Raw genomic sequence first — 19,991 nt, 5'->3', positions numbered from 1 at the left:
GGCGACATGACCACGACCACCACGCCGGACGCTCCCGCCGGCACGCTCGGCACCGCGTCCGAGGCCGTCCTCGACAACCCGCGCTGGTCGTCGCTCACCGGGGCGCACGCGCACCTGGCGGAGGGCAACGAGCTGGTGCTGCGCTACCCCGCCGACGTGTCCCCGTTCGCCGCGGTCCGGTCGTGGGACGACCCGGACGTCTGGGACGCGATCGTGGACGTCGCCGGCCACGGCGCGGAGTTCCCGGGGCCGCCGGCGGACGTGGCACTCCCCGCGGGCTGGGAGCGGGCCTCGCTCCACGAGGGCGTCCAGCTCGTCGAGACGGACCGGCTGACCACGCGCCCGGACGACGAGGCGATCGTGCTCGGCGCCGACGACGTGCCCGACATGCTCGCCCTCGTCGAGCGCTCGCGGCCGGGCCCGTTCCTCCCGCGCACGTACCTCATGGGCCGCTACGTCGGGTTCCGGCGCGACGGACGCCTGGTCGCGATGGCCGGCGAGCGGCTGCAGCCGGAGGGCTGGACCGAGATCAGCGCCGTGACGACCGATCCCGACCACCGCGGCCAGGGCCTGGCCACCCGCCTCGTGCTCGACGTCGCGCACCACGTCCGCGAGCGCGGCGCCCGGCCCATGCTGCACGCGGCGGGGAACAACGCGAACGCGATCCGGCTCTACGAGAACCTCGGGTTCCGGCTGCGCGCCCGCACCGCGTTCGGCGCGATCCGCACGCCGCTCGCCTAGGGCGTGACCGAGGGCCGTGCGGGGTGGCGAAAGAGCCGGTTCCGGCGGAACGGGTGCCCTCGTCCCTACGGACCGGTGCAAGTCCTCGACGTGTGACGACACCAGTGTGGTGAGGGCGCCCGTGCTGCACCACAGACGCCTGATGACGGCGACGAGAGCGGGGCGGCGGATGCGCGGGCGCGGGATGTCGAGCGTGGCCCTGCTGACGGTCGGCATGGCCGTGCTCGCGGGGTGCCAGACGGCACCCGGGCCGAGCGTCGACCCCGACGTCGTCGTCGCCCGCTACGAACCGACGGGCGCCGGAGGTGACCAGGCCCTCCTCCGAGGCCGGGTCGCCGCGGTCCACGGGTGCATCGTCGTCGACGACGAGTCCTCGGACACGGTCTACACCGCGATCTTCCCTGCGGAGGCGCCGATCCCGCCTCTGGGCGAGGACGTCGAGCTCGTGGGAGGGGCGCACGACCGGTTGCCCGACGGCGTGACGACGAACGGCTGCGAGACCGCGCCGTTCTGGCTCGTGTCTGCCGACGCGTGAGGGTGTCCACGCCGGCGCGGTACGGGCTCGGCGGTGCGTAGGCTCGGGCGATGAGCCTTCTTGCTGCAGAGCACGCGCTGCACGCCGCCCAGCGCGCCGGAGACGTCGACGCGCTCGAGGCGTTGCTGCACCCTCGGTGCGTCGGGGCGGGCCCGGACGGGTCCGTCTTCTCCAAGCACGACGACCTCGAGAGCTACCGCTCCGGCTTCCTGCAGATCACCCGCCTGGAGGAGGAGTCGCTCGAGGTCCAGGAGGACGTCGCGAGCGGGACGACCCGGCTGGTCGCCGCCGTGGACGCGATCCAGGGCGGCACCGCCGTGTCCGCGCGGTTGGTCTACACGCGCCTCTGGGTGCGTGCCGACGAGGGGTGGCGGGTGCTGGCTGCCACGCTCGCGCCCGCCGCCGAGCCGGCCTGACCGGCCCGGCGGCCGCTCGGGCCTCCAGCGCTCAGGCCTCCAGCAGGTCGGGCTGCGGGTGCCGCACGCCCTGCACGGCGCCGCGCGGGATGGCGGCGGAGATCGCCGCCAGGTCGTCGGGCCTCAGCGCGAGCGACGCGGCGGCGACGTTCTGCTCCAGGTAGCGCAGGCGCTTGGTGCCGGGGATGGGCACGATGTCCTCGCCCTGCGCGAGCAGCCACGCGAGCGCGAGCTGCGCGGTGGTGACCTCCCGGGCGGCGGCGAGGTCCTCCAGCGCCCGCACCAGGGCGCGGTTGTGCTCGAAGGCCTCCCCGGCGTAGCGGGCGTGCTTGCGGCGCACGTCGTCGGCGGCCAGGTCGGTCACCTGGTCGACCGTGCCGGTGAGGATGCCGCGGCCGAGCGGGGAGAAGGGCACGAACCCGATGCCGAGCTCGCGCAGCGCGGGCAGGACGGCGTCCTCGGGGTCGCGCGTCCAGAGCGAGTACTCGCTCTGCACGGCGGTGACCGGGTGCACGGCGTGCGCGCGGCGCACCGTGTCCGCGCCCGCCTCGGAGAGCCCGATCGCGCGGACCTTGCCCGCCGCGACCAGCTCGGCGAGCGCGCCGACGGTCTCCTCCACCGGCACCTGCGGGTCCACCCGGTGCAGGTAGTACAGGTCGAGGTGGTCCGTGCCGAGCCGGGCGAGCGACCGGTCGATCGCGGCGCGCACGTACTCCGGGCGCCCGTCGACGGGGCGACCGTCGGGATGCTTCCCGAGCCCGAACTTCGACGCCAGCACGATCCGGTCGCGCTGCGGGCCGAGCACCCGCCCGATGAGCTCCTCGTTGCGACCGGCGCCGTACACGTCCGCCGTGTCGATCAGCGTGACGCCGAGCTCGAGGGTGCGGCGCAGCACGGCCTCGGCCTCCGCGGCGTCGGCCGGGCCGTAGGAGTCGGCCACCGACATGCCGCCGAAGCCGACGGCCGAGACGGTGAGGGCGTGGGCGCCGGAGCCCAGGGTGCGGGTCGGCAGTGCGCGCGTGGGCAGGGTGCCCGTGGAGGGTGTCGTCATGCGCGCAGCCGACCACCCCCGCGGCGGCCCCGCAAGGCCGGCGGCGCGCCTCTCGGATGCTGGACGCCCGGCCCCGCCGATGGGCGTCGCCGCCGGTGTCAGCCGGCGGTGTCAGCCGATCGAGCGGCGGTGCCGCTCGGCCAGCTCCTGGTACTCGATCGCGTTGCGGCGCACGCGCTCGGCGCCCTCGGCGTCGAGCGGCCCGCGGTCCTTGGCGGGGACGCCCACGGCGAGGTGCCCGGCGGGGATCTCCTGCCCCTCACGCACCAGCGCCCCGGCGGCCACGAACGCGCCCTCGCCCACGACGGCGTGGTTCAGCAGCGTGGCGCCCATGCCGACCAGGCTGCCGTCCCCGACGGTCGCGCCGTGGATGATCGCGCCGTGCCCCACGCCCACCCCGGCGCCGATGGTCGCGGGCACGCCGGTGTCCGTGTGCACCACGCAGTTGTCCTGGATGTTCGACCCCTCCCCGAGCACGATCGCGTCCATGTCGCCGCGCAGCACGGCGCCGTAGAACACGCTGGCGCGCGGCCCGATGCGCACGCGGCCGATGATCGTCGCCGTCGGGGCGACCCACGCCGTGGGGTCGATCTCGGGGGTGTGGCCGTCGAAGGGGAGCACCGTCGCCATGCCCCGGACCCTACCGTCGTCACACGCCGGCGGGCGTCACCTCCGCCCGGGCGGAGTCTGCGCGCACGGGCGCGGGCAGCCCCAGGTTGTCCCGCAGGGTCGAGCCCGAGTACTCGGCGCGCAGCGACCCCCGCTCCTGCAGCAGCGGGACCACTCGGTCGACGAACTCGTCGAGCCCGGTGGGGACCAGGTGCGAGCCGAGCACGAACCCGTCCGACCCGTCGCGCTGCACGAAGTCGTCGAGGGCGTCGGCGACCTGCGCGGGCGTGCCGACGAAGCTGCCGCGCGTGAACTCCTCGATCGCCGTCTGCCGCAGCGAGAGCCCCTCGGCCTGCGCCCGCGCCCGCAGGCGGGCGACCGTGGCGGGCCGGTCGGCGTGGATGAGCGCCCGCCCCGCGATGAACGGGGGCGCGTCCACGAGGGGCTCGACGTCGGGAAGCGGGCCCTCGGGGTCGTACCCCGACAGGTCGCGGTTCCAGATCTGCTCCAGCAGGATCTGCGCCGTCCGGCCCGGCACCTGCTCCTCGCGCACCCACCGGGACCTCTCGCGGGCCTCGGCCTCGGTGTCCCCCAGCACGAAGGACGCGCTGGGCAGGATCTTCAGGTGGTCGGGGTTGCGCCCGAGCCGCGCCGCCCGCGCCTTGACGTCCACGTAGTACTCCCGCGCCTCCTCGAACCTGCCGTACGGCGAGAAGATCGCGTCGGAACCGGCCGCGGCGAAGTCCCGCCCCTGCGGGGACACCCCGGCCTGCAGGATCACGGGGTGGCCCTGCGGCGGCCGCGGGACCCCGAACCGCCCCGCCACGTCGAACTGGGGGCCGGAGTGCCGGAAGGCGCCGGCGCCGCGCGGGGCGAACACGCCGGCCTCCTTGTCGATCACGAGGTCGTCGTCGGCCCAGGAGTCCCACAGCTCGCGCACGGTGGCCAGGGTCTCGGCCGCGCGCTCGTAGCGCTCGGAGCGGTCGAGGAAGCCGCCGCGCCGGAAGTTGGCCCCCGTGAAGGCGTCGAAGCTCGTCACGACGTTCCACGCCGCGCGCCCGCCCGAGAGGTGGTCCAGTGAGGCCAGCTGGCGGGCCAGCTCGTACGGCTCGTTGAACGTCGAGTTGATCGTGCCGGCGAGGCCCAGGTGGTCCGTCACGGCCGCGAGGGAGGCCAGCACGGTGAACGTGTCGGGGCGCCCGACGACGTCCTGGTCGAAGACCTCGCCGTCGCGCTCGCGCAGGGCGAGCCCCTCGGCGAGGAAGAAGAAGTCGAAGCGCCCCCGCTCGGCGGTGCGCGCCGTGTGCTCGAACGACGAGAAGTCGATCTGGCTGCCCGCCTCGGGCAGGTGCCACAGGGTGTGGTGGTTCACGCCGCCCAGGTAGGCGCCGAGGATGATCTGCTTGCGGGGCTTGTTCTCGGGGATGCTCATGGTCGGGTCCTCTCGGTCGGCGGTGTCACGGTCGGCGCTGCCAGGGCCGTCTCAGACGGCGGCGAAGCGGTTCGGGACGTCCGCGGGCAGGCCCAGCAGCCCGCGCAGGGTGGCGCCGTCGGCGTCGTAGGAGGTGCGCGCGAGCCCACGGCGCCGCAGCTCGGGCAGCAGGTCGGCGGTGATCGCGTCCAGGTCGTCGGGCAGGACGGCGGGCCGCAGCCGGACACCGTCGTACCCGAGCCGCACCCACGCCTCCACGACGTCGGCGACCTCGGCCGCGCTGCCCACGACGACGCGCACGTCGGTGACCCACGGCCCGCCGGCACGGTCGTCCAGGCGCGCGAGGCGGTCCGCGCCGCGCTCCCCCGGGGTGTCCAGCACGACGGCGAGGTCCGCGACCACACGCAGCGGCTCGCCGGTGCGCCCGACGCGCTCCTCGGCCGCGCGCACGTCGGCGAGCACGGCCGGGGCGCCGGCGTCGTCCGCGGGCGTGACGAACACGACGTCGCCCGCCCGGGCGGCCGCCTCGTACGGGATCGCGGCGTGCGCGAGCAGGGTCACGACGGGCTGCCCCTGCGGCGGGCGCGGCGTGATCGACGGCCCGCGCACCGAGAACCAGGGCGTCTCGGCGTCGACCCGGTGCACCTTGTCGCGGTCGATGAACCGGCGCGTCGCGGCGTCGCGGATCTCGGCGTCGTCCTCCCACGAGTCCCACAGCGCGCGCACGGTGTCGACGACGGCGACGGCCTCGTCGAACAGGTCGGCCACGTGCTCGGCGCCGCGCACCGCGAGGAAGTCCTCGAACGCGACCTCGGGCACCTCGCGACGGCCGGTCAGGGCCGCGTCGGCCGCGACCGCCGACACCCGCACCTGCCAACCCGCGCGCCCGCGGCTCGTGTGGTCGAGCGTGGCGAGCGCCTTGGAGACGTGGAACGGCTCGGTGTGCGTGGTGGTGACCACGGGGACGAGGCCGACGTGCCGGGTGGCGGGGGCGACCCGCGCGGCGACCAGCTCGGCGTCGAGCCGCACCCGCACGCGGTCGACGCGCTCCCCGTCCGGGTCGTCGTACGGCACCGTCGGCAGGCCGAAGCTGTCCTCGAAGGTCACGAGGTCGACGAGGCCCGCCTCGGCACGCCGGGCGAGGTCCACCCAGTAGTGCGGGTCGGTCAGGGCCTCGGGGCGGGCCGCCGGCTCCCGCCACGCGGCCGGGTGCCAGCCCGCGCCGTCGAGGGCGACGGCGACGACCGGTCGCGCGGCCGACGGGATGCTGTTCGGGGTGGTGGTGCTCGACATGTGCTGCTCCTCGAAGTCTGCGTCGATGTCCGTGCCGCCGCGGGGCCCGGGGCCCCGGGGCGATGACGGCCGGTCCCGGTGGCGGGAACCTAGGTCCGCGGCGCGCGGCGCCCCAGGGTTCCGGCCGAGCGTCTCTTCAGGTGAGACGGTCGGCCCGGCAGGCCGGCGGCGGACGCCCCGGCCGCCACGGTCAGAAGCTGCGGAGGTTGGCGCGCAGGCCACCCTCGGCGTGCTCGGTGCGCAGGATCCCCCTGCGGCGCAGGATCGGCACCAGCTCGTCGAGCGTGCGGTGCACGGTGACCGGGTGCAGGTCGCCCCACAGCAGCACGCCGTCGTTGCCCCACTCGCCGAGCTCCTCGATCAGGTCGGCGAGCTCGTCGGCCGTGCCGACCCACCCGCTGCGGTCGGCGATCCGCCCGGCCCGCGCGAACACGGTGAGCAGGGCGCGCAGCGGCGTCGTCGCGACGTCGTGGTCCCCCACGAGCCGCCGCACCGACCCGTGCGACACGTGCTCGCCGAACGTCCCCGGCGGCAGCGGCGCGTCCAGGTCGAGGGCGGTGAGGTCCGTCTCCAGGTCGCTCGACTGCTGCTCGGCGACCCGGAGCAGGGTCGCCTCGTCAGGGCGCGCCGAGGCAGCGACCACCCGGTCCGCCTCCTCGGGGCTGGACACCAGCACGGGCTTGATCGCGAAGAGCACCTTGACGTCCTCGGGCGCCCGCCCCGCGTCGCGGGCCGCGGCGTGCACCTTCGCCCGGTAGGCGCGCACGCCCTCCTGGGTCAGCGGGGCCAGCGCGAGCTGCACGTCGCTGTTGGCCCCGGCGAACCCGAGGCCCCGGGCCGAGCCGCCGGGCGAGACGATCGCGGGCTCGTCCCCGTCCGGGAACGGGATCGCGTTCAGCGGCCCGTCGAACGCGTAGTGCTCGCCGCGGTGACGCACCGGCCGCAGCCGCGACCCGTCGGCGTACCGGCCGGTCACCGGGTCCGCGACGAGCGCGCCGTCGTCCCAGCTGCGCCACAGGTCGCGCACCCCCGCCAGCCACTCCTCGGCCCGGTCGTACGCGGAGTCGTGGGACAGCGGTGGCGCGTCGGAGAAGTGCCGCGCGCTGCCGACGTCCGTCACGACGTTGATCCCGAGCCGCCCGCCGGACAGGTGCTGGAGCGAGGCGAGCTGCCGCGCCGCGGTGTACGGCAGGACGGCGGCCGGGTTCACGGTCGGCACGACGCCGAGGTGCCGCGTCGCGGCGAACAGGTACGGGGCCAGCAGGAGCGGGTCGTGCTTGGGCCCGCCGAACGCGGCGCGCACCCGCAGGTCGAGCGTCTCGGGCCCGCCGAGGGACGGCGCGTCCTCGATGATCAGCAGGTCGATCCCGGCCTGGTCCAGCGCCCGCGCGGACTCCTGGTAGAGGTCCGGCCGGGTCCAGTCGTAGCCCCACCCGAGGGAGTCGTGGCCCCAGCCGTGCGGGCCGAAGCCGCGCGCGAGGAACCAGCCGAGGTGCTGCAGCCGGGTCATGCCGCCACCGCCTTGAGGCCGCGCTCGAGGTCGTCCAGGAGGTCGGGCAGGTCCTCGATGCCGACGGACAGGCGCAGCGTGCCCGGGTGGACGCCCTGCGCGGCCTGCTCGGCCGGGGTGCGCAGCACGTGGCTGGTGCTCGCCGGGTGCAGCACGAGGGAGCGCACGTCGCCCACGTGCGTCATGTGCGTGACGATCCCCAGGCCCTCGACGAACCGGCGCGCCGCCGACGCGCCGCCGTGGAGCGTCACCTGCAGGACGGCGCCCTGCCCGTCGGGCAGGTAGCGGCGCGCGAGCCCGTCCGACGGGCTCGAACCGAGGCCCGGGTAGTCCACGTGGTCGACCTCCGGCCGCCCCTCGAGGAACCGCGCGACGGCCAGCGCGTTCGTGCTCTGCCGTGCCACGCGCAACGAGAGCGTCTCGACGCCCTGCCCCACGAGGAACGCGTTGATCGGCGACGGGGTCGGCCCGAACCGCGGCGCGACGCTCTCGCGGAGGTAGGCGATCCGGGCCCGGCCGCCGTGCCGCTCGACGAGGCTCGCCCCGCCGAGCCGCGACGGGGCGACCAGGTGCGGGTACAGCCGGCCCGACGCCTCGGCGTCGAACGTCCCGGCGTCGACCACCACCCCGCCCAGCACCGACCCGTGCCCGGCGAGGAACTTGCTCGCGGAGTGCACCACGACGTCGGCGCCGTGCTCGATCGGTCGCAGCAGGTACGGGGTGGCCAGCGTGTTGTCGACGACGAACGCGAGACCGCGGGCGTGCGCGACCCGCGCGATCGCGGCGAGGTCGTGCACGTCGCCGCGCGCGTTGGGGATCGACTCCAGGAACACGACCCGGGTGTCCGGGGTGATCGCCCGCTCCCACGCGCCGACGTCCGCCGGGTCCGCGACGAAGTCGGTCTCGATCCCGAGGCGGGGCAGGTTCTCCAGGAGCAGCCCCCGCGTGCCCTCGTAGAGGCTGGGCGAGGCGAGCACGCGCTGGCCCGCGCCGACGAGGCCGAGGAGCGTCGTCGTGATCGCCGCCTGGCCCGAGGCGAGGAACAGCGCCTCGGCACCGCCCTCCAGGCGGGCGATCCGGCGCTCGACGGACTCCGTGGTCGGGTTGCCGTGGCGCGTGTACGCGTATCCCTCGCCGGCGCCGAAGTGCGCCTCGGCGTCCTCGTAGCCGGCGAACCGGAACCCCGCCGTGAGATGGATCGGGGTCGCTCGAGGGCTCGCGCTCCCAGGGCCGTCGCCCTCGGAACCCCCGGCGTGGACCTGTGTCGTCGTGAACCCGTGGGGCCGGGTCGGGTCGGTGGGGTGCGTCTCGGTCAGGGTCGTCAACGTCGTCTCCTGGAGAACCGTGCTTACCCCCGCGCGGTCGCGCAGCGGTCAGGTCGCTCCCGGGGCACCCCGTCACGTCGAAGGGTTGCCGGCCAGCCAGCCGGGCCTTGGCACTGGCGCTCGTCACCTGGGGCGCAGGGAAGCCGACGAGGGCGCGGCCGTCAACCCCGGTCCGGCGCGGTCTCGTATGCCGGACCCGCACGTGCTGTCCCAGCTACCGCAGCGACCTGACGAAGCAGACGCTCGACTCGGGCGGGTAGGGCGGGTACGGCGGGATCCGCCGCCACCCCTCGCGCTCGTAGAGCGCGACCGCCTCCGGCTGCAGCACACCGGTCTGCAGCCGCAGCTCGCCGATCCCCCGCTCCCGCGCCGAGCCCTCCACCGCCGTCAACGCCGCGGCCGCCAGGCCGCGCCGCCGGTGGGCGGGGCGCACGAAGAGCCGCTTGACCTCGTACGTCACCGCGTCGGTCGCCGCGTCCGGCGTGCCGAGCCGGCGCAGCGACGCCGTCGCGACAGGCTCGTCGCCGACGAGGGCCAACCAGGTCACGAGGACCTCCTCGGCCGTCGGCACGACCTGGAGGCCGCCGGGCGCGCGCGCCGCGAACAGACGGGCCCGCTCGGCACGCAGGGCGGCGTAGCGGGGCGCGAGGTCCGCGTCCATGGCGTCCCGGAGGGCGGCCGCGCGGGGGTCGTCCCATCCGGTGGCGACCCATCGCGCCGGTCCCGGCGGGCCGTCCCCGGGAGTCGCGGGGCCGGGGACCCTGGCGGTGGCCGTTCCCATGCCCGCCCTCAGCGCAGGAACGTCGTGACGACGTCGTGCAGCGCGGCGGTGGTGAGCTCGAGGGAGGCGACGTCGACCCGCTCGTCGTTGCCGTGGAACAGCCCGCGCCACGCGCCGGGGTCCCAGTCGGCGCTGAGCAGCCCGAAGCCGTAGGCCGGGACGCCGCGGCGCCGGTAGAACCGCCCGTCGGTGCCGCCCGTGCCGAGGGTCGGCACCACGGGGGCGCCCCCGGTGCGGGCCGACACCGTCCGCTCGATGACGCGGTACAGGTCGTTGTCCGTGGGCGACAGGGAGGGCTCGCCGAACCGGTCGCCCACGATCTCGACGTGCTCCGCCAGGTCCCCGAGGGTCTCGGTGAGCAGCGCCTCGACGTCGCCGGGCCGGGTGCCCGGCAGGACGCGGATGTCGAGCGTGATCTCGGCCAGGCCCGGGATGACGTTCGGCTTGGACCCGGCGCCGATGACGGTCGGGGCGAGCGTCGTGTGCGTCGTGGCGTGCGCGACCGCGCCGAGGGCGCCGAGCCGCGGGAGCGCGTCGTCGAGCCGCTCCGGGTCGAGCAGGGCGGCGCGCAGGTCTGGCTCCGGCGCCAGCGCGTCCACGTACCGGCGCCAGAGGTCGCCGACGACGACGGGGCCGCGGGCGGCGGCGATGCGCCGCACCACCTCCGCGGCGATGACGATGGCGTTCCTGCTGCCCCACGGGCCGGAGCCGTGCCCGGGCCGGCCGTGCACGCGCAGCAGCCGGCCGGCGCCGCCCTTCTCCCCCACGGCCAGCGTCCGCGCCCCGAGCGGCCCCACGGGCACGCCGCCGGACTCGGTGAGCACGTGGTCGGCCCGCACCAGGTCCCACCGATGGGTGGTGAGCCAGTCGACCCCCCACACGCTGCCGTGCTCCTCGTCCGCGACGGCGGCGAGCAGCAGGTCGCCGCGCGGCGGGCGGCCGGAGGTCGCGAGCGCCCGCGTCACGACGGCGTAGGCCGCCGTGAGCCCGAGCATGTCGATCGCGCCCCGGCCCCAGACCCAGCCGTCGACGAGCTCGGCCCCGAACGGGTCGCGGCTCCAGCCGTCCGGCTCGACGGGGACGACGTCGGTGTGCCCGACCAGGCCGAGGCTCGGCGCCGTCGGGTCGGTGCCGTGCACGCGCGTGACCAGCGACGTGCGCCCGGGCTGTGGGTCCACCCGCTCGAGCTCCAGCCCGGCGCCGTCGAGGAAGTCCGCGATGGTCTCCGCGTTGCGGACCTCCTGGCCCGAGCCCACCGTGCCGTCGTTGACGCACGCGTTGCGGATGAGCGCCCGCAGCAGCTCGACCGTCTGGCCCGCGAGCACCTCCTCGGTCGTGAGCCGCCGCCCGCCGCTCGTCGTGGGCGCCGCCGTCGTCGTGGACGTCGTCGTGGAGGTCGTCGTGGAGGTCGTCGTGGTCGTCATACCGTCTCCAGCCTCTGCACGGCCCGGCGGCCGGGGATGGCCGCGACGAGCTCGCGCGTGTACTCCTCCTGCGGGTCCAGCAGGATCTGGTCCGCCGCACCCTGCTCCACGAGCCGGCCGCGGCTCATCACGCCGACCTGGTCGGCCACCTGCCGCACGACCGCGAGGTCGTGCGAGATGAACAGGTACGCGAGCCCGTGCTCGGCCTGGAGCCGCACCAGCAGCTCGAGGATCTGCGCCTGCACCGAGACGTCGAGCGCGGACACCGGCTCGTCCAGCACGACGAGCTCCGGCTGCAGCGCGAGCGCCCGCGCGATGGCGACGCGCTGGCGCTGGCCGCCGGAGAGCTCCCGGGGGCCGCGCCGCAGCACGTCGGCCGGCAGCGCGACGTCCTCGATCAGGGCCCGCGCCCGGTCGGCGCGCTCCGCACGATCGCCGACGCCGTAGGCGCGCAGCGGCTCGGCCACGATCTGCTCCACCGTGAACCGGGGGTCGAGCGACGCGTACGGGCTCTGGTACACCACCTGGAAGCCCCGTCGCAGCGCGCGCAGCTCCCGTCCGCGCGCGTCCGTGATGTCCTCGCCGCGGAACACGACGCTCCCGGCCGTGGGCTGCTCGAGACGCAGCGCCAGGCGCGCCGTCGTGCTCTTGCCCGAGCCGGACTCCCCGACCAGGGCGTAGGTGCGCCCCCGCCCCACGGCGAGGCTCACGTCGTCGACCGCGACGAGGGTGCGGCGCTCCGCCCCGCGCGGCAGCGGGAACTCCTTGCGGACGCCGTCGAGCGCGAGCACCGGCGACGCCGTGCCCTCCGCGGAGGACGGCGCCGGCTCCGCGCGCCGCTCGGCGTCGGGGGCGGGGCCGCGGTCGCCGCCGACGACGAGGCGCGAGCTCGCCAGGCTCGGCGCGGCCGCCAGGAGCGCGCGCGTGTACGGGTGCTGCGGCTCGGCGAGCAGGCGGGCGGCGGGGCCCTCCTCGACCACCAGTCCCTGCTCGAGGACCACGATGCGGTCGGCCCGGTCGGCGGCCACCCCCAGGTCGTGGGTGATGAGCAGCACCGCGGTGCCCGTCTCGCGCACGAGCGAGTCGAGGTGGTCCAGGATGCGGCGCTGCACGGTGACGTCGAGGGCGCTGGTCGGCTCGTCCGCGACGATCAGGCGGGGCCCGGCCGCGATGGCGATCGCGATGAGCACCCGTTGACGCAGGCCGCCCGAGAGCTGGTGCGGGTACTGGCGCGCCCGCGCCGCGGGGTCGTCCACGCCGGCCTGGCGCAGCAGCTCGACGGCGCGGACCTTGGCGTCCGCGCGGCGCGCCAACCCGTGGATGACGAGCACCTCGGCGACCTGGTCCCCCACCCGGACCACCGGGTTGAGGGAGACGGTCGGGTCCTGCGGCACCAGGCCCACGTGGCGGCCGCGCACGTCCTGCCACTCCTTCGCCGTGAGGTCGGAGAGGTCCCGGCCGTCGAGCCGGATGCGGCCGGCCGTGACCTCGCCGCCGCGGGGAAGCAGGTGCAGGGCGGCGTGCGCCGTCGTGCTCTTGCCCGAGCCGGACTCGCCGACCAGGGCCACCACCTCTCCCGCCCCGACCCGCAGGTCCACGCCCCGCACGGCGGGGCGGGTGCCGCCGTCGGCGGCCCGGTAGGCCACCTCGAGGCCGCTGATCTCGAGCACCGGGGTCTGGGGCGCGGGCGCCTCCGCCGCCGGCGGGCGTGCTGCTCCGGTCACTGGTCCTCTCCCGACTTCTCCAGGGCCCGCGACACACGGTTGGCGGCGAGCACGACGGCCACGATGACGAGCCCGGGCAGGGTGGTGAGCCACCACGCGGTGGCGAGGTAGTCGCGCCCGCCGGAGACGAGCGCGCCCCACTCGGGCGCTGGTGGCGGCGTGCCGTAGCCGAGGAAGCTCAGCGCGGACACGGCCAGCACGGCGGTGCCGAAGTCGAGGGCGACGAGCGCCAGCACGGGGCCGGAGGAGTTCGGCAGCACGTGGCGCCCGAGCACGGCGGGCCAACGTAGCCCGGACGCCCGGGCCGCCTCGACGTACACGGAGGTCGACACGCGCAGCACCTCGGCCCGCATGACGCGGGCGAAGGTCGCCACCGAGCCGATGCCCACCGCGATCGCCACCTTGACCGGCCCGAAGCCGAGCGCGGTGATGATCGCCAGGGAGAGCAGGATGCTCGGGATCGCCAGCAGCACGTCGACCAGCCGGCCGATCACGTCGTCCACCCAGCCGCGCAGGAAGCCCGCGAGCAGGCCCAGCAGGGAACCGAGGACGAGGCCGACGACCACCGCGAGCGCCGTCGTGCGCAGCGTGAGCGACGCGCCGTGCACCACCCGGGCGTACACGTCGCGCCCCAGGTGGTCGGTGCCGAACCAGTGCGCGCCCGACGGCGCCTGGAGCCGGTCGGCGGGGACGCCGCCCAGCGGGTCCTGGGCGGTGAACGCCTGCGGCACGACCGCCCAGGCGGCGACGAGCAGCAGCACGGCCACCGCGACCAGCAGCCCCGGCCGTCGCAGCACGTGGCGGACGGCGCGGGCCGCGCGCCGGGGTCGGCCGTCGCGCGCCGCGCCGGCGGCGGGCGCCGGGACGGGAGCGGCGGCCCGGGCCGCGGGCCGGGAGAGGGTCTGGAGCGTCATGCGGTCACCGCCGTGGGTCGCCTCGTGCGGGCCCGGCGCGGGGCCCGCACCTGGATCCTGGGGTCGAGCAGGGGGTAGACGAGGTCGACCACGAGGGTGACGACGACGAAGACGAGCGCCGACAGCACGACGATCGCCAGGACCACGGGCACGTCCTGCTGGTTGACCGACTGCACGGTGAGCCGGCCGAGCCCGACGCGGGAGAACACCGTCTCGGTGACCACGGCGCCCCCGAGCAGGCCGCCCACCATGACGCCGAGCACGGTGAACGCCGGGATGGCGGCGTTGCGCAGGGCGTGCGCGAGGTGCACCCGGGCGCGGCTCGCGCCCTTGGCCCACGCCGTCTCGACGTAGGGCTCGCCGAGCGTGCCCCGCAGGGAGCGGGACAGGATCTGGGCGAGCTGGGCCCCGGCCGGGACGGCGAGCGTGATCGTGGGCAGCACGAGGCTGATCGCGCCGTCGTTGCCGATCGCCGGGAACACCGGCACCCGGAACGAGAACCACTGCAGCAGCACCAGGCCCACGAAGAACGTGGGCAGCGCGACCCCGAGCGGCGGCAGCGCGGACAGCGCCTGGCGCAGGAACCGGGCCCGCGGGAAGACGCTGGCCACGGCGACCGCGGTGCCCCCGACGACGGCGACCACCAGCGCCGTGCCGGTGAGCTTGAGCGTCTCGGGCAGGGCCTGCGCGACGAGCGTGGTCGCGGGGGCGCCGCTCACGTAGGAGGTGCCGAAGTCGCCGGTCAGCGCGGCGAGCAGGGCGGCGCCGTACTGCACGAGGACCGGGCGGTCGAGCCCGTACTCGGCCCGCAGCGCGGCCAGCTGGGCCGGGTCGACCTGGCTCACCTCGCCGCCACCGGACGCGACCAGGGCGGCCGGGTCGCTGGGCAGCAGGTAGAGGACGAAGAACGCGACGGTGAAGGCCGCCCAGAGGACGAACACCCCCTGCCCGGCGCGCCGCAGCACGTAGCGGGTCATCCGGTCACTCCTCACCCGCGCCGTCGGTGACCCAGGCGTCGTAGAAGTCCAGGCGCGAGGACGCCTCGAACGTCAGGCCCTGGACGCGGTCGCTCGCGGCGATCGTGGTGGACAGCTCGTAGACGGGGATGGCGTGCCCGCGCTCGATGAGGAGCCTGGACGCCTCGGCCACGAGCTTCTTCCGCTCCTCGGGGTCGGTGGCCGCGGCGGAGTCGTCCAGGAGCTGGTCGACCTCCTCCGCGTCGCGCTGGTTGATGTTGCGCGCGTTCGCCGAGAAGATCGTGCGCAGCACGTCGGCGTCGGACCGGGTGAGGTTGTAGTAGTCGAAGTCGAAGTCGCCGGCCTCGTTCGCCGCCTCCTTCTCGGCGACGGTCACGTGCTTGAGCTGCAGGTCGACGCCGATCTGGCGCAGCTGCTGCTGCACGAGCTCGAGCGGCTCGGGCACCTGCCAGAACGTCACGGTCGTGGTGAGCGTCTGCCCGTCCTTCTCCCGGATGCCGTCGGCGCCCTCGACCCAGCCGGCGTCGTCGAGGATCTTCTTCGCGCCCTCGGGGTCGTAGGCGAGCAGGTCGTCGGCGCCCTCGAACAGCGGCGTCGAGTGGGAGAGCACGCCCGTGGCCGGCTGGTCCTGCGGCGTCAGCACCGTGTCGACGATCTGCTGGCGGTCGATCCCCTTGACGAGCGCGGTGCGCACGGCCTCGTCGGCGGCCAGCGGGCTGGACTCGTTCGGGAAGAGGTTGAACACGACGCCCGGGTTGGCGCGGTACTGCAGCCAGAACCCGTTGCCGTCGAACTGCGGCAGGTCGACGGCGTTCAGCGCGGCGGTGGCGTCGATCTGGCCGGACTGCAGGGAGCCGGTGCGCACGCCGGCCTCGGGGATGACCTTGAAGGTCACGGTGTCGAGGTAGGCCTCGCCGGTGTGCGCGTTCGCCTCCGAGCCCCAGGCGTAGTCCTTGACCTTCTCCAGGACGATCTCCTGGTCCTGGGTGTAGGTCTGCACGGCGAACGGCCCGGAGCCCACGTACTTGCCGGCGCAGCGGTCCTCGGCCGACAGCTTCGCCGAGCCGGGCGACAGCAGGCCGAGGGAGAACGTCGACGTGGCCTGGAGGAACTGCGCGCTGGGCTCGTCGAAGTCGACGGTCACGGTGTTCTCGTCCACCACGGTGGTGCCCGCGTAGCCGACCAGGTACTGCGACCCGAGCGACGCCACGGCGCCGAGGTCGACGATGGCGTCGAAGTTGGTCTTGACGGCCTCGGCGTCGATCGGGGTGCCGTCGGCGAAGGTGGCGTCGTCGCGCAGGTGGAACGTGTAGCTGGAGGCGTCGTCGTTCACCTCCCAGCTCTCGGCGAGCCAGGGCAGGATCTCGCCCGACTCCGGGTCCTGGGCGGTCAGGGAGGCGACGGTCTGCCGGGCGGCCGCGATCGCGTCGTTGTTGCCGACCTGCTGCGGGTCGATGCAGTGCGAGTCCACCGTGATGGCGAACGTCAGGTCGCCGCCGGCGACGGGCTCGGCGTCGGCCGACGCGCCGGCACCGGTCGCGTCGGCGCCGCTCGAGCAGGCGCCCAGCAGGAGGCCGGCGGCCGAGGCGGCCGCGGCCAGCCCGAGGGTCCGGCGGCGGTGGGTGCGAGGGGTGGTGGTCATCGCGTGGCGTTCCTCGTGGTCGTGGCGGGTCGTCCCGGCCCCGGCACGCTGCCGGGACCCGGTGGACGACCGGAGCCGTGCTTACCCCGCCGCGGGCGCGGCAGGGTCAGGTCGTTCCCGGAGCACCCCGTCACGTCGAAGGGTTGCTGGCCAGCGAGCCGGGCCTGGGTGCTGGCGCTCGTCACCTGGGCGGCAGGGAAGCGGCCCGGGGCCCGCGAGTCAAGGAATGCCGTGGTCGTCTCATATCTCGGATGCCTTCCCCTCGGGCCGGGCGTCCCGCCGTGCACGCGCCCGCTGCACTAGTGCACAGCCGCCGAGCGTCCCGCGTCTGTCCAGGTCAGGGGGCGTGCGTTCCTACGGTGAACCCATGCGCTACCTGGAAGGGCCGTTCGAGCCCGTCACCGAAGAGATCACCGCCTACGGCCTGCCCGTCACCGGGCGGATCCCGGCCGAGCTGAACGGCCGCTACCTGCGCAACGGGCCCAACGCCCTGGGCGTGGAGGATCCCGGCGTACACATCTGGGGCATGGGCCAGGGCATGGTGCACGGGGTGCGGCTGCGCGACGGCCGGGCCGAGTGGTACCGCAACCGCTTCGTCCGGACGTCGGGCTTCGCGCCCATGGTCCACGTGATCGAGCACGCGCAGCGCACGTTCGCCCTGGCGGAAGGCGGCCTCCCGCCCGCGGAGCTGGACGAGGAGCTGAACACGCTGGGGTCGTGCGACCTCGGCGCCACCCCCGAGGGGTTCATGGCAGGGGCGCACTCCAAGCACGACCCGCGCACCGGGGAGCTGCACTCGCTGTCGTACATGCCGGGCCGCGACGTCGTGCAGCACATCGTGACCGACGCCGGCGGGACGGTCACCGGCACCACCTCGATCCCGATGACCCGCACGCCGTTCATGCACGACTTCGCGCTCACCGAGAGCCACGTCGTCCTCTGGGACACGCCGCTCGGCTTCGACGGCCTCGAGTGCCGCTGGCTGCCGGACCACCCGACCCGGGTGGGCGTCATGCCCCGGGCGGGAGGCGAGGTGCGCTGGTTCTACGTCGACCCCGTCCACGTCAGCCACACGCTGAACGCCTACGACGACGGCGACTCGGTGGTGGTCGACGTCATCACGGCCGACGGACCGTTCGACCCCGCCGCGCCCGGCGCGATCCGCCCGATGCTGGACCGCTGGACGATCGGGCCGGGCACGATCCACCAGCAGCGGGTGGACGACCGGCCGCAGGACTTCCCGCGGGTGAACGAGTCGCGCCTGACCCGCCCCTACCGCTTCGGCTACTCGGCGGCGACCGCCCTCTACGGGGTGCCGTTCGAGCCCGAGGGGGCGCCGGGCGACGACTCCTTCACCAACGCCCTCGTCAAGCACGACCTCGCGCACGGCACGTCCGAGGTGCACCGCTTCGGGCGGGACGAGGCAGTCGGCGAGGCCGTGTTCGCCGCGGCCGGGGCCGACGGTGCCGTCGAGGACCACGGATACCTGCTCACCTACGTCCACAACCCCTCGCGGAACGCCAGCGACCTGGTGATCCTCGCCGCCCAGGACTTCACCGGCGCGCCCGTCGCCCGCGTCCACCTGCCGGCCCGGGTGCCCCTCGGTCTGCACGGCAGCTGGCTCCCGGACCGATGACTCCCGACCGACGAGTCTCGGTGCCGTCGACGCCGTGGCAGCATGACGCCGTGACCGACACGCCGCGGTACCTCGTGATCGTCGCCGACCTCGAGCGGCGCATCGCCGACGGCGACCTCCAGCCCGGTGATCGCGTGCCCACGACCCGGGCGATCGTGCACGAGTGGGGCGTCGCGATGGCGACCGCCACCAAGGCCCTGGCCACGCTCCGGCAGTCGGGCGCGATCGAGACGGTGCCCCGGGTCGGCGCGGTGGTCGCCTCTCGCAGGCTTCCGTCGCGCGCGACCGGAGGGCTCGAGCGGGACCAGGTCGTCCGCGCGGCGATGAGCGTCGCCGACACGAGCGGCGTGCCCGGCCTGTCCCTGCGGGCGGTCGCGGCCGAGCTCGGCGTCGCGACGATTACCCTGCGCCGTCACCTCGACGGCACGACGGAGCTCACCCAGCTCGTCGCGGACGCGGCGTTCGCCGAGATCGTCTACCCGGAACCGCCGCCCGGCTGGCGCTCCCACCTGAGGACCGCCGCTCATCTCCAGTGGGAGACCTACCAGCGTCACCCCTGGTTGCCGCGCCTGGTGTCCATCCTCCGACCCGCGACCCTGCCCGGACTCCTGGAGTACGGCGCATGGACCCTGCGCGCGCTCGACGATCTCGGCCTGGACCCGACCACCCGGCTGCACGTGTACGGGACCCTGGTCAACTACGTCCGCGGCACCGCGATCAACATCGAGGCCGAGGCGGGCGCCGAGGCGGACACCGGGATGACCAGCAGGCAGTGGTCCGTCGTCCGGCGCGCGGTCGACGGCGCGCTGGTCGCCCAGGTGACGCCGCCCGGCACGGAGCTCGACCTCGAGTCGCTGTACACCTTCGGTCTGGAGCGTCTGCTCGACGGCCTGACGCTGCTGCTCACGCCCCGGTAGGGGTGTTCAGCCTCGGCGCAGGCGGGCGCCCAGCAGGTACAGCTCGCACCCGAGGCACAGCCCGACGACGGCGTTCAGCCCGGCGGCCACGAAGGCGAGGCCGGCGGCCCAGGGCACGGCGGCGAGCACGCCCGCCAGACCGAGGACCACGCCGACGCCGGTGACGACCAGGCCGACGAGCTGGGCGAACCGCGGCGGCCGCGGGTCCTCGAGCTCGGCGGGCGGCGCGAGCCGGGGACGGACGAGCGTCTTGAAGAGCCAGCCCTGCACCGTGCCCTGCGCGCCGCGCATGGCGCCCAGGAGGAACCCGGCCGCCACGACGGCGAGCAGCACGAGGCCGGCGGTGCTCGCCCCGAGGAGCACGACCACGGCGAGCAGCAGCGCCGTGATCCCGGCGCCCACGCGCGGCCCCCGCGGGTCGATGCCGGCCGGCGCCTGCGTGGTGGTGGTCTCGCGGGTCATCGTCGCCTCCTGCGGCGGGTCGGGTCAGGCGGTTCGGTTCGGGTCAGGCGGGTCGGGCGGCTCGGGTCAGGCGACGCCGGCGGGTGCCGGGAGTGCGGCGGCCAGCGCCTCGCGCGCCTGGGCGGGCGACATGCCGCCGCTGCTGCGGGCGGCCTGCGCCCCGGTGGCGTCGAGCACCAGCACCGTCGGGGTGCTGAGGACGCCGAGCTCCCGCACGAGGTCGAGGTGGTCGTCGACGTCGAGCTCGTGGTGCACGACGCCGGCCTCGCGCTCGGCGAGGCCGCGCAGCACGCGAGCGGTGGCGCGGCACGGGGCGCACACCTCGGCGGACAGCTGGACGAACGTGGCCCGCTCCCCCAGCCGGACGCCGCGGGCCGCCCAGTCCACGCCGGGGTCCCGTCGGGCGGGGGTCGTGCGGACGCGGCCCTGGCGCGCCTTCCAGAGCGCGCCGAGGACGACGGTCCCGAGGACGAGCACCCCCAGCACCACGAGCTGGGTCGGCTGCACGGTCATGGTTCCCTCCCTCGCCACGGTCGACGTCCGCGGCCATTCTCCTCGTCGCCCACCATCCGGTCGACGGGGCGCCCGCATGGCGGACAACC

General features: G+C 75.4%; 19 protein-coding genes and 2 riboswitches. Of the genes, 5 read left to right on the top strand and 14 right to left on the bottom strand.

Features of this window, described 5'->3' with window-relative positions; genetic code table 11:
• Window positions 1–6: 6 nt before the first annotated feature.
• The 3 genes from ACFVS0_RS01745 (at window position 7) to ACFVS0_RS01735 (ending at window position 1,692) form a co-directional block, all read left to right on the top strand.
• Window positions 7–741 carry a GNAT family N-acetyltransferase gene (locus tag ACFVS0_RS01745; protein WP_430562271.1) on the top strand — a complete coding sequence of 245 codons (735 nt, stop codon included), beginning with the start codon at window positions 7–9 and terminating at the stop codon, window positions 739–741.
• Between the two features lie 142 nt (window positions 742–883).
• The gene (locus ACFVS0_RS01740; RefSeq protein WP_430584911.1) at window positions 884–1,276 is read left to right on the top strand and encodes a hypothetical protein; all 393 of its coding nucleotides are present in this window, start codon (window positions 884–886) and stop codon (window positions 1,274–1,276) included.
• Between the two features lie 50 nt (window positions 1,277–1,326).
• Complete coding sequence (locus ACFVS0_RS01735) at window positions 1,327–1,692, top strand: nuclear transport factor 2 family protein (protein WP_430562273.1); 366 nt, start codon at window positions 1,327–1,329, stop codon at window positions 1,690–1,692.
• Window positions 1,693–1,723: 31 nt separating this feature from the next.
• Here the strand turns inward: ACFVS0_RS01735 and ACFVS0_RS01730 are convergent, their stop codons facing one another.
• The 12 genes from ACFVS0_RS01730 to ACFVS0_RS01675 form a co-directional block, all read right to left on the bottom strand.
• Window positions 1,724–2,743: an aldo/keto reductase gene (locus ACFVS0_RS01730; RefSeq protein WP_430586981.1), complete on the bottom strand. Its 1,020-nt coding sequence runs from the start codon at window positions 2,741–2,743 to the stop codon at window positions 1,724–1,726.
• A 111-nt stretch (window positions 2,744–2,854) separates the two neighbouring features.
• A complete protein-coding gene (locus ACFVS0_RS01725; RefSeq protein ID WP_430551168.1) occupies window positions 2,855–3,373 on the bottom strand; it encodes a gamma carbonic anhydrase family protein in 519 nt (172 codons plus the stop codon).
• 19 nt (window positions 3,374–3,392) lie between these two features.
• Window positions 3,393–4,784, bottom strand: a complete 1,392-nt coding sequence (locus tag ACFVS0_RS01720) for an NtaA/DmoA family FMN-dependent monooxygenase (protein WP_430586980.1) — start codon at window positions 4,782–4,784, stop codon at window positions 3,393–3,395.
• Window positions 4,785–4,835: 51 nt separating this feature from the next.
• Window positions 4,836–6,077 (bottom strand): LLM class flavin-dependent oxidoreductase, encoded by a 1,242-nt coding sequence (locus ACFVS0_RS01715; protein ID WP_430586979.1) that lies wholly within the window; start codon window positions 6,075–6,077, stop codon window positions 4,836–4,838.
• A gap of 190 nt (window positions 6,078–6,267) precedes the next feature.
• On the bottom strand, window positions 6,268–7,587 hold the full coding sequence (locus ACFVS0_RS01710; RefSeq protein ID WP_430586978.1) for an LLM class flavin-dependent oxidoreductase: 1,320 nt from the start codon (window positions 7,585–7,587) through the stop codon (window positions 6,268–6,270).
• Window positions 7,584–8,912, bottom strand: coding sequence for an O-acetylhomoserine aminocarboxypropyltransferase/cysteine synthase family protein (locus ACFVS0_RS01705; RefSeq protein ID WP_430584915.1), 1,329 nt, complete (start codon window positions 8,910–8,912; stop codon window positions 7,584–7,586). The genes ACFVS0_RS01710 and ACFVS0_RS01705 overlap by 4 nt, the downstream gene beginning before the upstream one ends.
• A 14-nt stretch (window positions 8,913–8,926) precedes the next feature.
• Window positions 8,927–9,040, bottom strand: a riboswitch (SAM riboswitch).
• A gap of 86 nt (window positions 9,041–9,126) precedes the next feature.
• A complete protein-coding gene (locus tag ACFVS0_RS01700; RefSeq protein ID WP_430586977.1) occupies window positions 9,127–9,573 on the bottom strand; it encodes a GNAT family N-acetyltransferase in 447 nt (148 codons plus the stop codon).
• Window positions 9,574–9,701: 128 nt separating this feature from the next.
• On the bottom strand, window positions 9,702–11,117 hold the full coding sequence (locus tag ACFVS0_RS01695; RefSeq protein WP_430586976.1) for a M20/M25/M40 family metallo-hydrolase: 1,416 nt from the start codon (window positions 11,115–11,117) through the stop codon (window positions 9,702–9,704).
• On the bottom strand, window positions 11,114–12,841 hold the full coding sequence (locus ACFVS0_RS01690) for a dipeptide ABC transporter ATP-binding protein (protein ID WP_430586975.1): 1,728 nt from the start codon (window positions 12,839–12,841) through the stop codon (window positions 11,114–11,116). The genes ACFVS0_RS01695 and ACFVS0_RS01690 overlap by 4 nt, the downstream gene beginning before the upstream one ends.
• A complete protein-coding gene (locus ACFVS0_RS01685; protein ID WP_430562281.1) occupies window positions 12,838–13,755 on the bottom strand; it encodes an ABC transporter permease in 918 nt (305 codons plus the stop codon). Before ACFVS0_RS01685 ends, ACFVS0_RS01690 begins: the two co-directional genes overlap by 4 nt.
• The gene (locus tag ACFVS0_RS01680; RefSeq protein WP_430586974.1) at window positions 13,752–14,732 is read right to left on the bottom strand and encodes an ABC transporter permease; all 981 of its coding nucleotides are present in this window, start codon (window positions 14,730–14,732) and stop codon (window positions 13,752–13,754) included. Before ACFVS0_RS01680 ends, ACFVS0_RS01685 begins: the two co-directional genes overlap by 4 nt.
• A gap of 4 nt (window positions 14,733–14,736) precedes the next feature.
• Window positions 14,737–16,374 (bottom strand): ABC transporter substrate-binding protein, encoded by a 1,638-nt coding sequence (locus ACFVS0_RS01675; protein WP_430586973.1) that lies wholly within the window; start codon window positions 16,372–16,374, stop codon window positions 14,737–14,739.
• A gap of 72 nt (window positions 16,375–16,446) precedes the next feature.
• Window positions 16,447–16,560, bottom strand: a riboswitch (SAM riboswitch).
• A gap of 181 nt (window positions 16,561–16,741) precedes the next feature.
• On the opposite strand from ACFVS0_RS01675, the gene ACFVS0_RS01670 reads away from it, so the two are divergent.
• Together ACFVS0_RS01670 and ACFVS0_RS01665 are read left to right on the top strand one after the other, a co-directional pair.
• Complete coding sequence (locus tag ACFVS0_RS01670) at window positions 16,742–18,010, top strand: carotenoid oxygenase family protein (protein WP_430584920.1); 1,269 nt, start codon at window positions 16,742–16,744, stop codon at window positions 18,008–18,010.
• Window positions 18,011–18,060: 50 nt separating this feature from the next.
• Entirely contained in the window at window positions 18,061–18,927 is an 867-nt protein-coding gene (locus tag ACFVS0_RS01665; RefSeq protein ID WP_430584921.1) for a GntR family transcriptional regulator, read from the top strand.
• A 6-nt stretch (window positions 18,928–18,933) separates the two neighbouring features.
• Here the strand turns inward: ACFVS0_RS01665 and ACFVS0_RS01660 are convergent, their stop codons facing one another.
• The gene (locus tag ACFVS0_RS01660) at window positions 18,934–19,389 is read right to left on the bottom strand and encodes a DUF4395 domain-containing protein (protein ID WP_430586972.1); all 456 of its coding nucleotides are present in this window, start codon (window positions 19,387–19,389) and stop codon (window positions 18,934–18,936) included.
• Window positions 19,390–19,455: 66 nt separating this feature from the next.
• Window positions 19,456–19,902 (bottom strand): thioredoxin family protein, encoded by a 447-nt coding sequence (locus ACFVS0_RS01655; protein WP_430586971.1) that lies wholly within the window; start codon window positions 19,900–19,902, stop codon window positions 19,456–19,458.
• Window positions 19,903–19,991: the final 89 nt, after the last annotated feature.

It is taken from the genome of Isoptericola sp. NPDC058082, assembly GCF_042885055.1.
Lineage (GTDB): Bacteria > Actinomycetota > Actinomycetes > Actinomycetales > Cellulomonadaceae > Isoptericola.
Note: the sequence above shows the minus strand (reverse complement) of the source record. Positions and strands in the feature narration are given on the sequence as shown.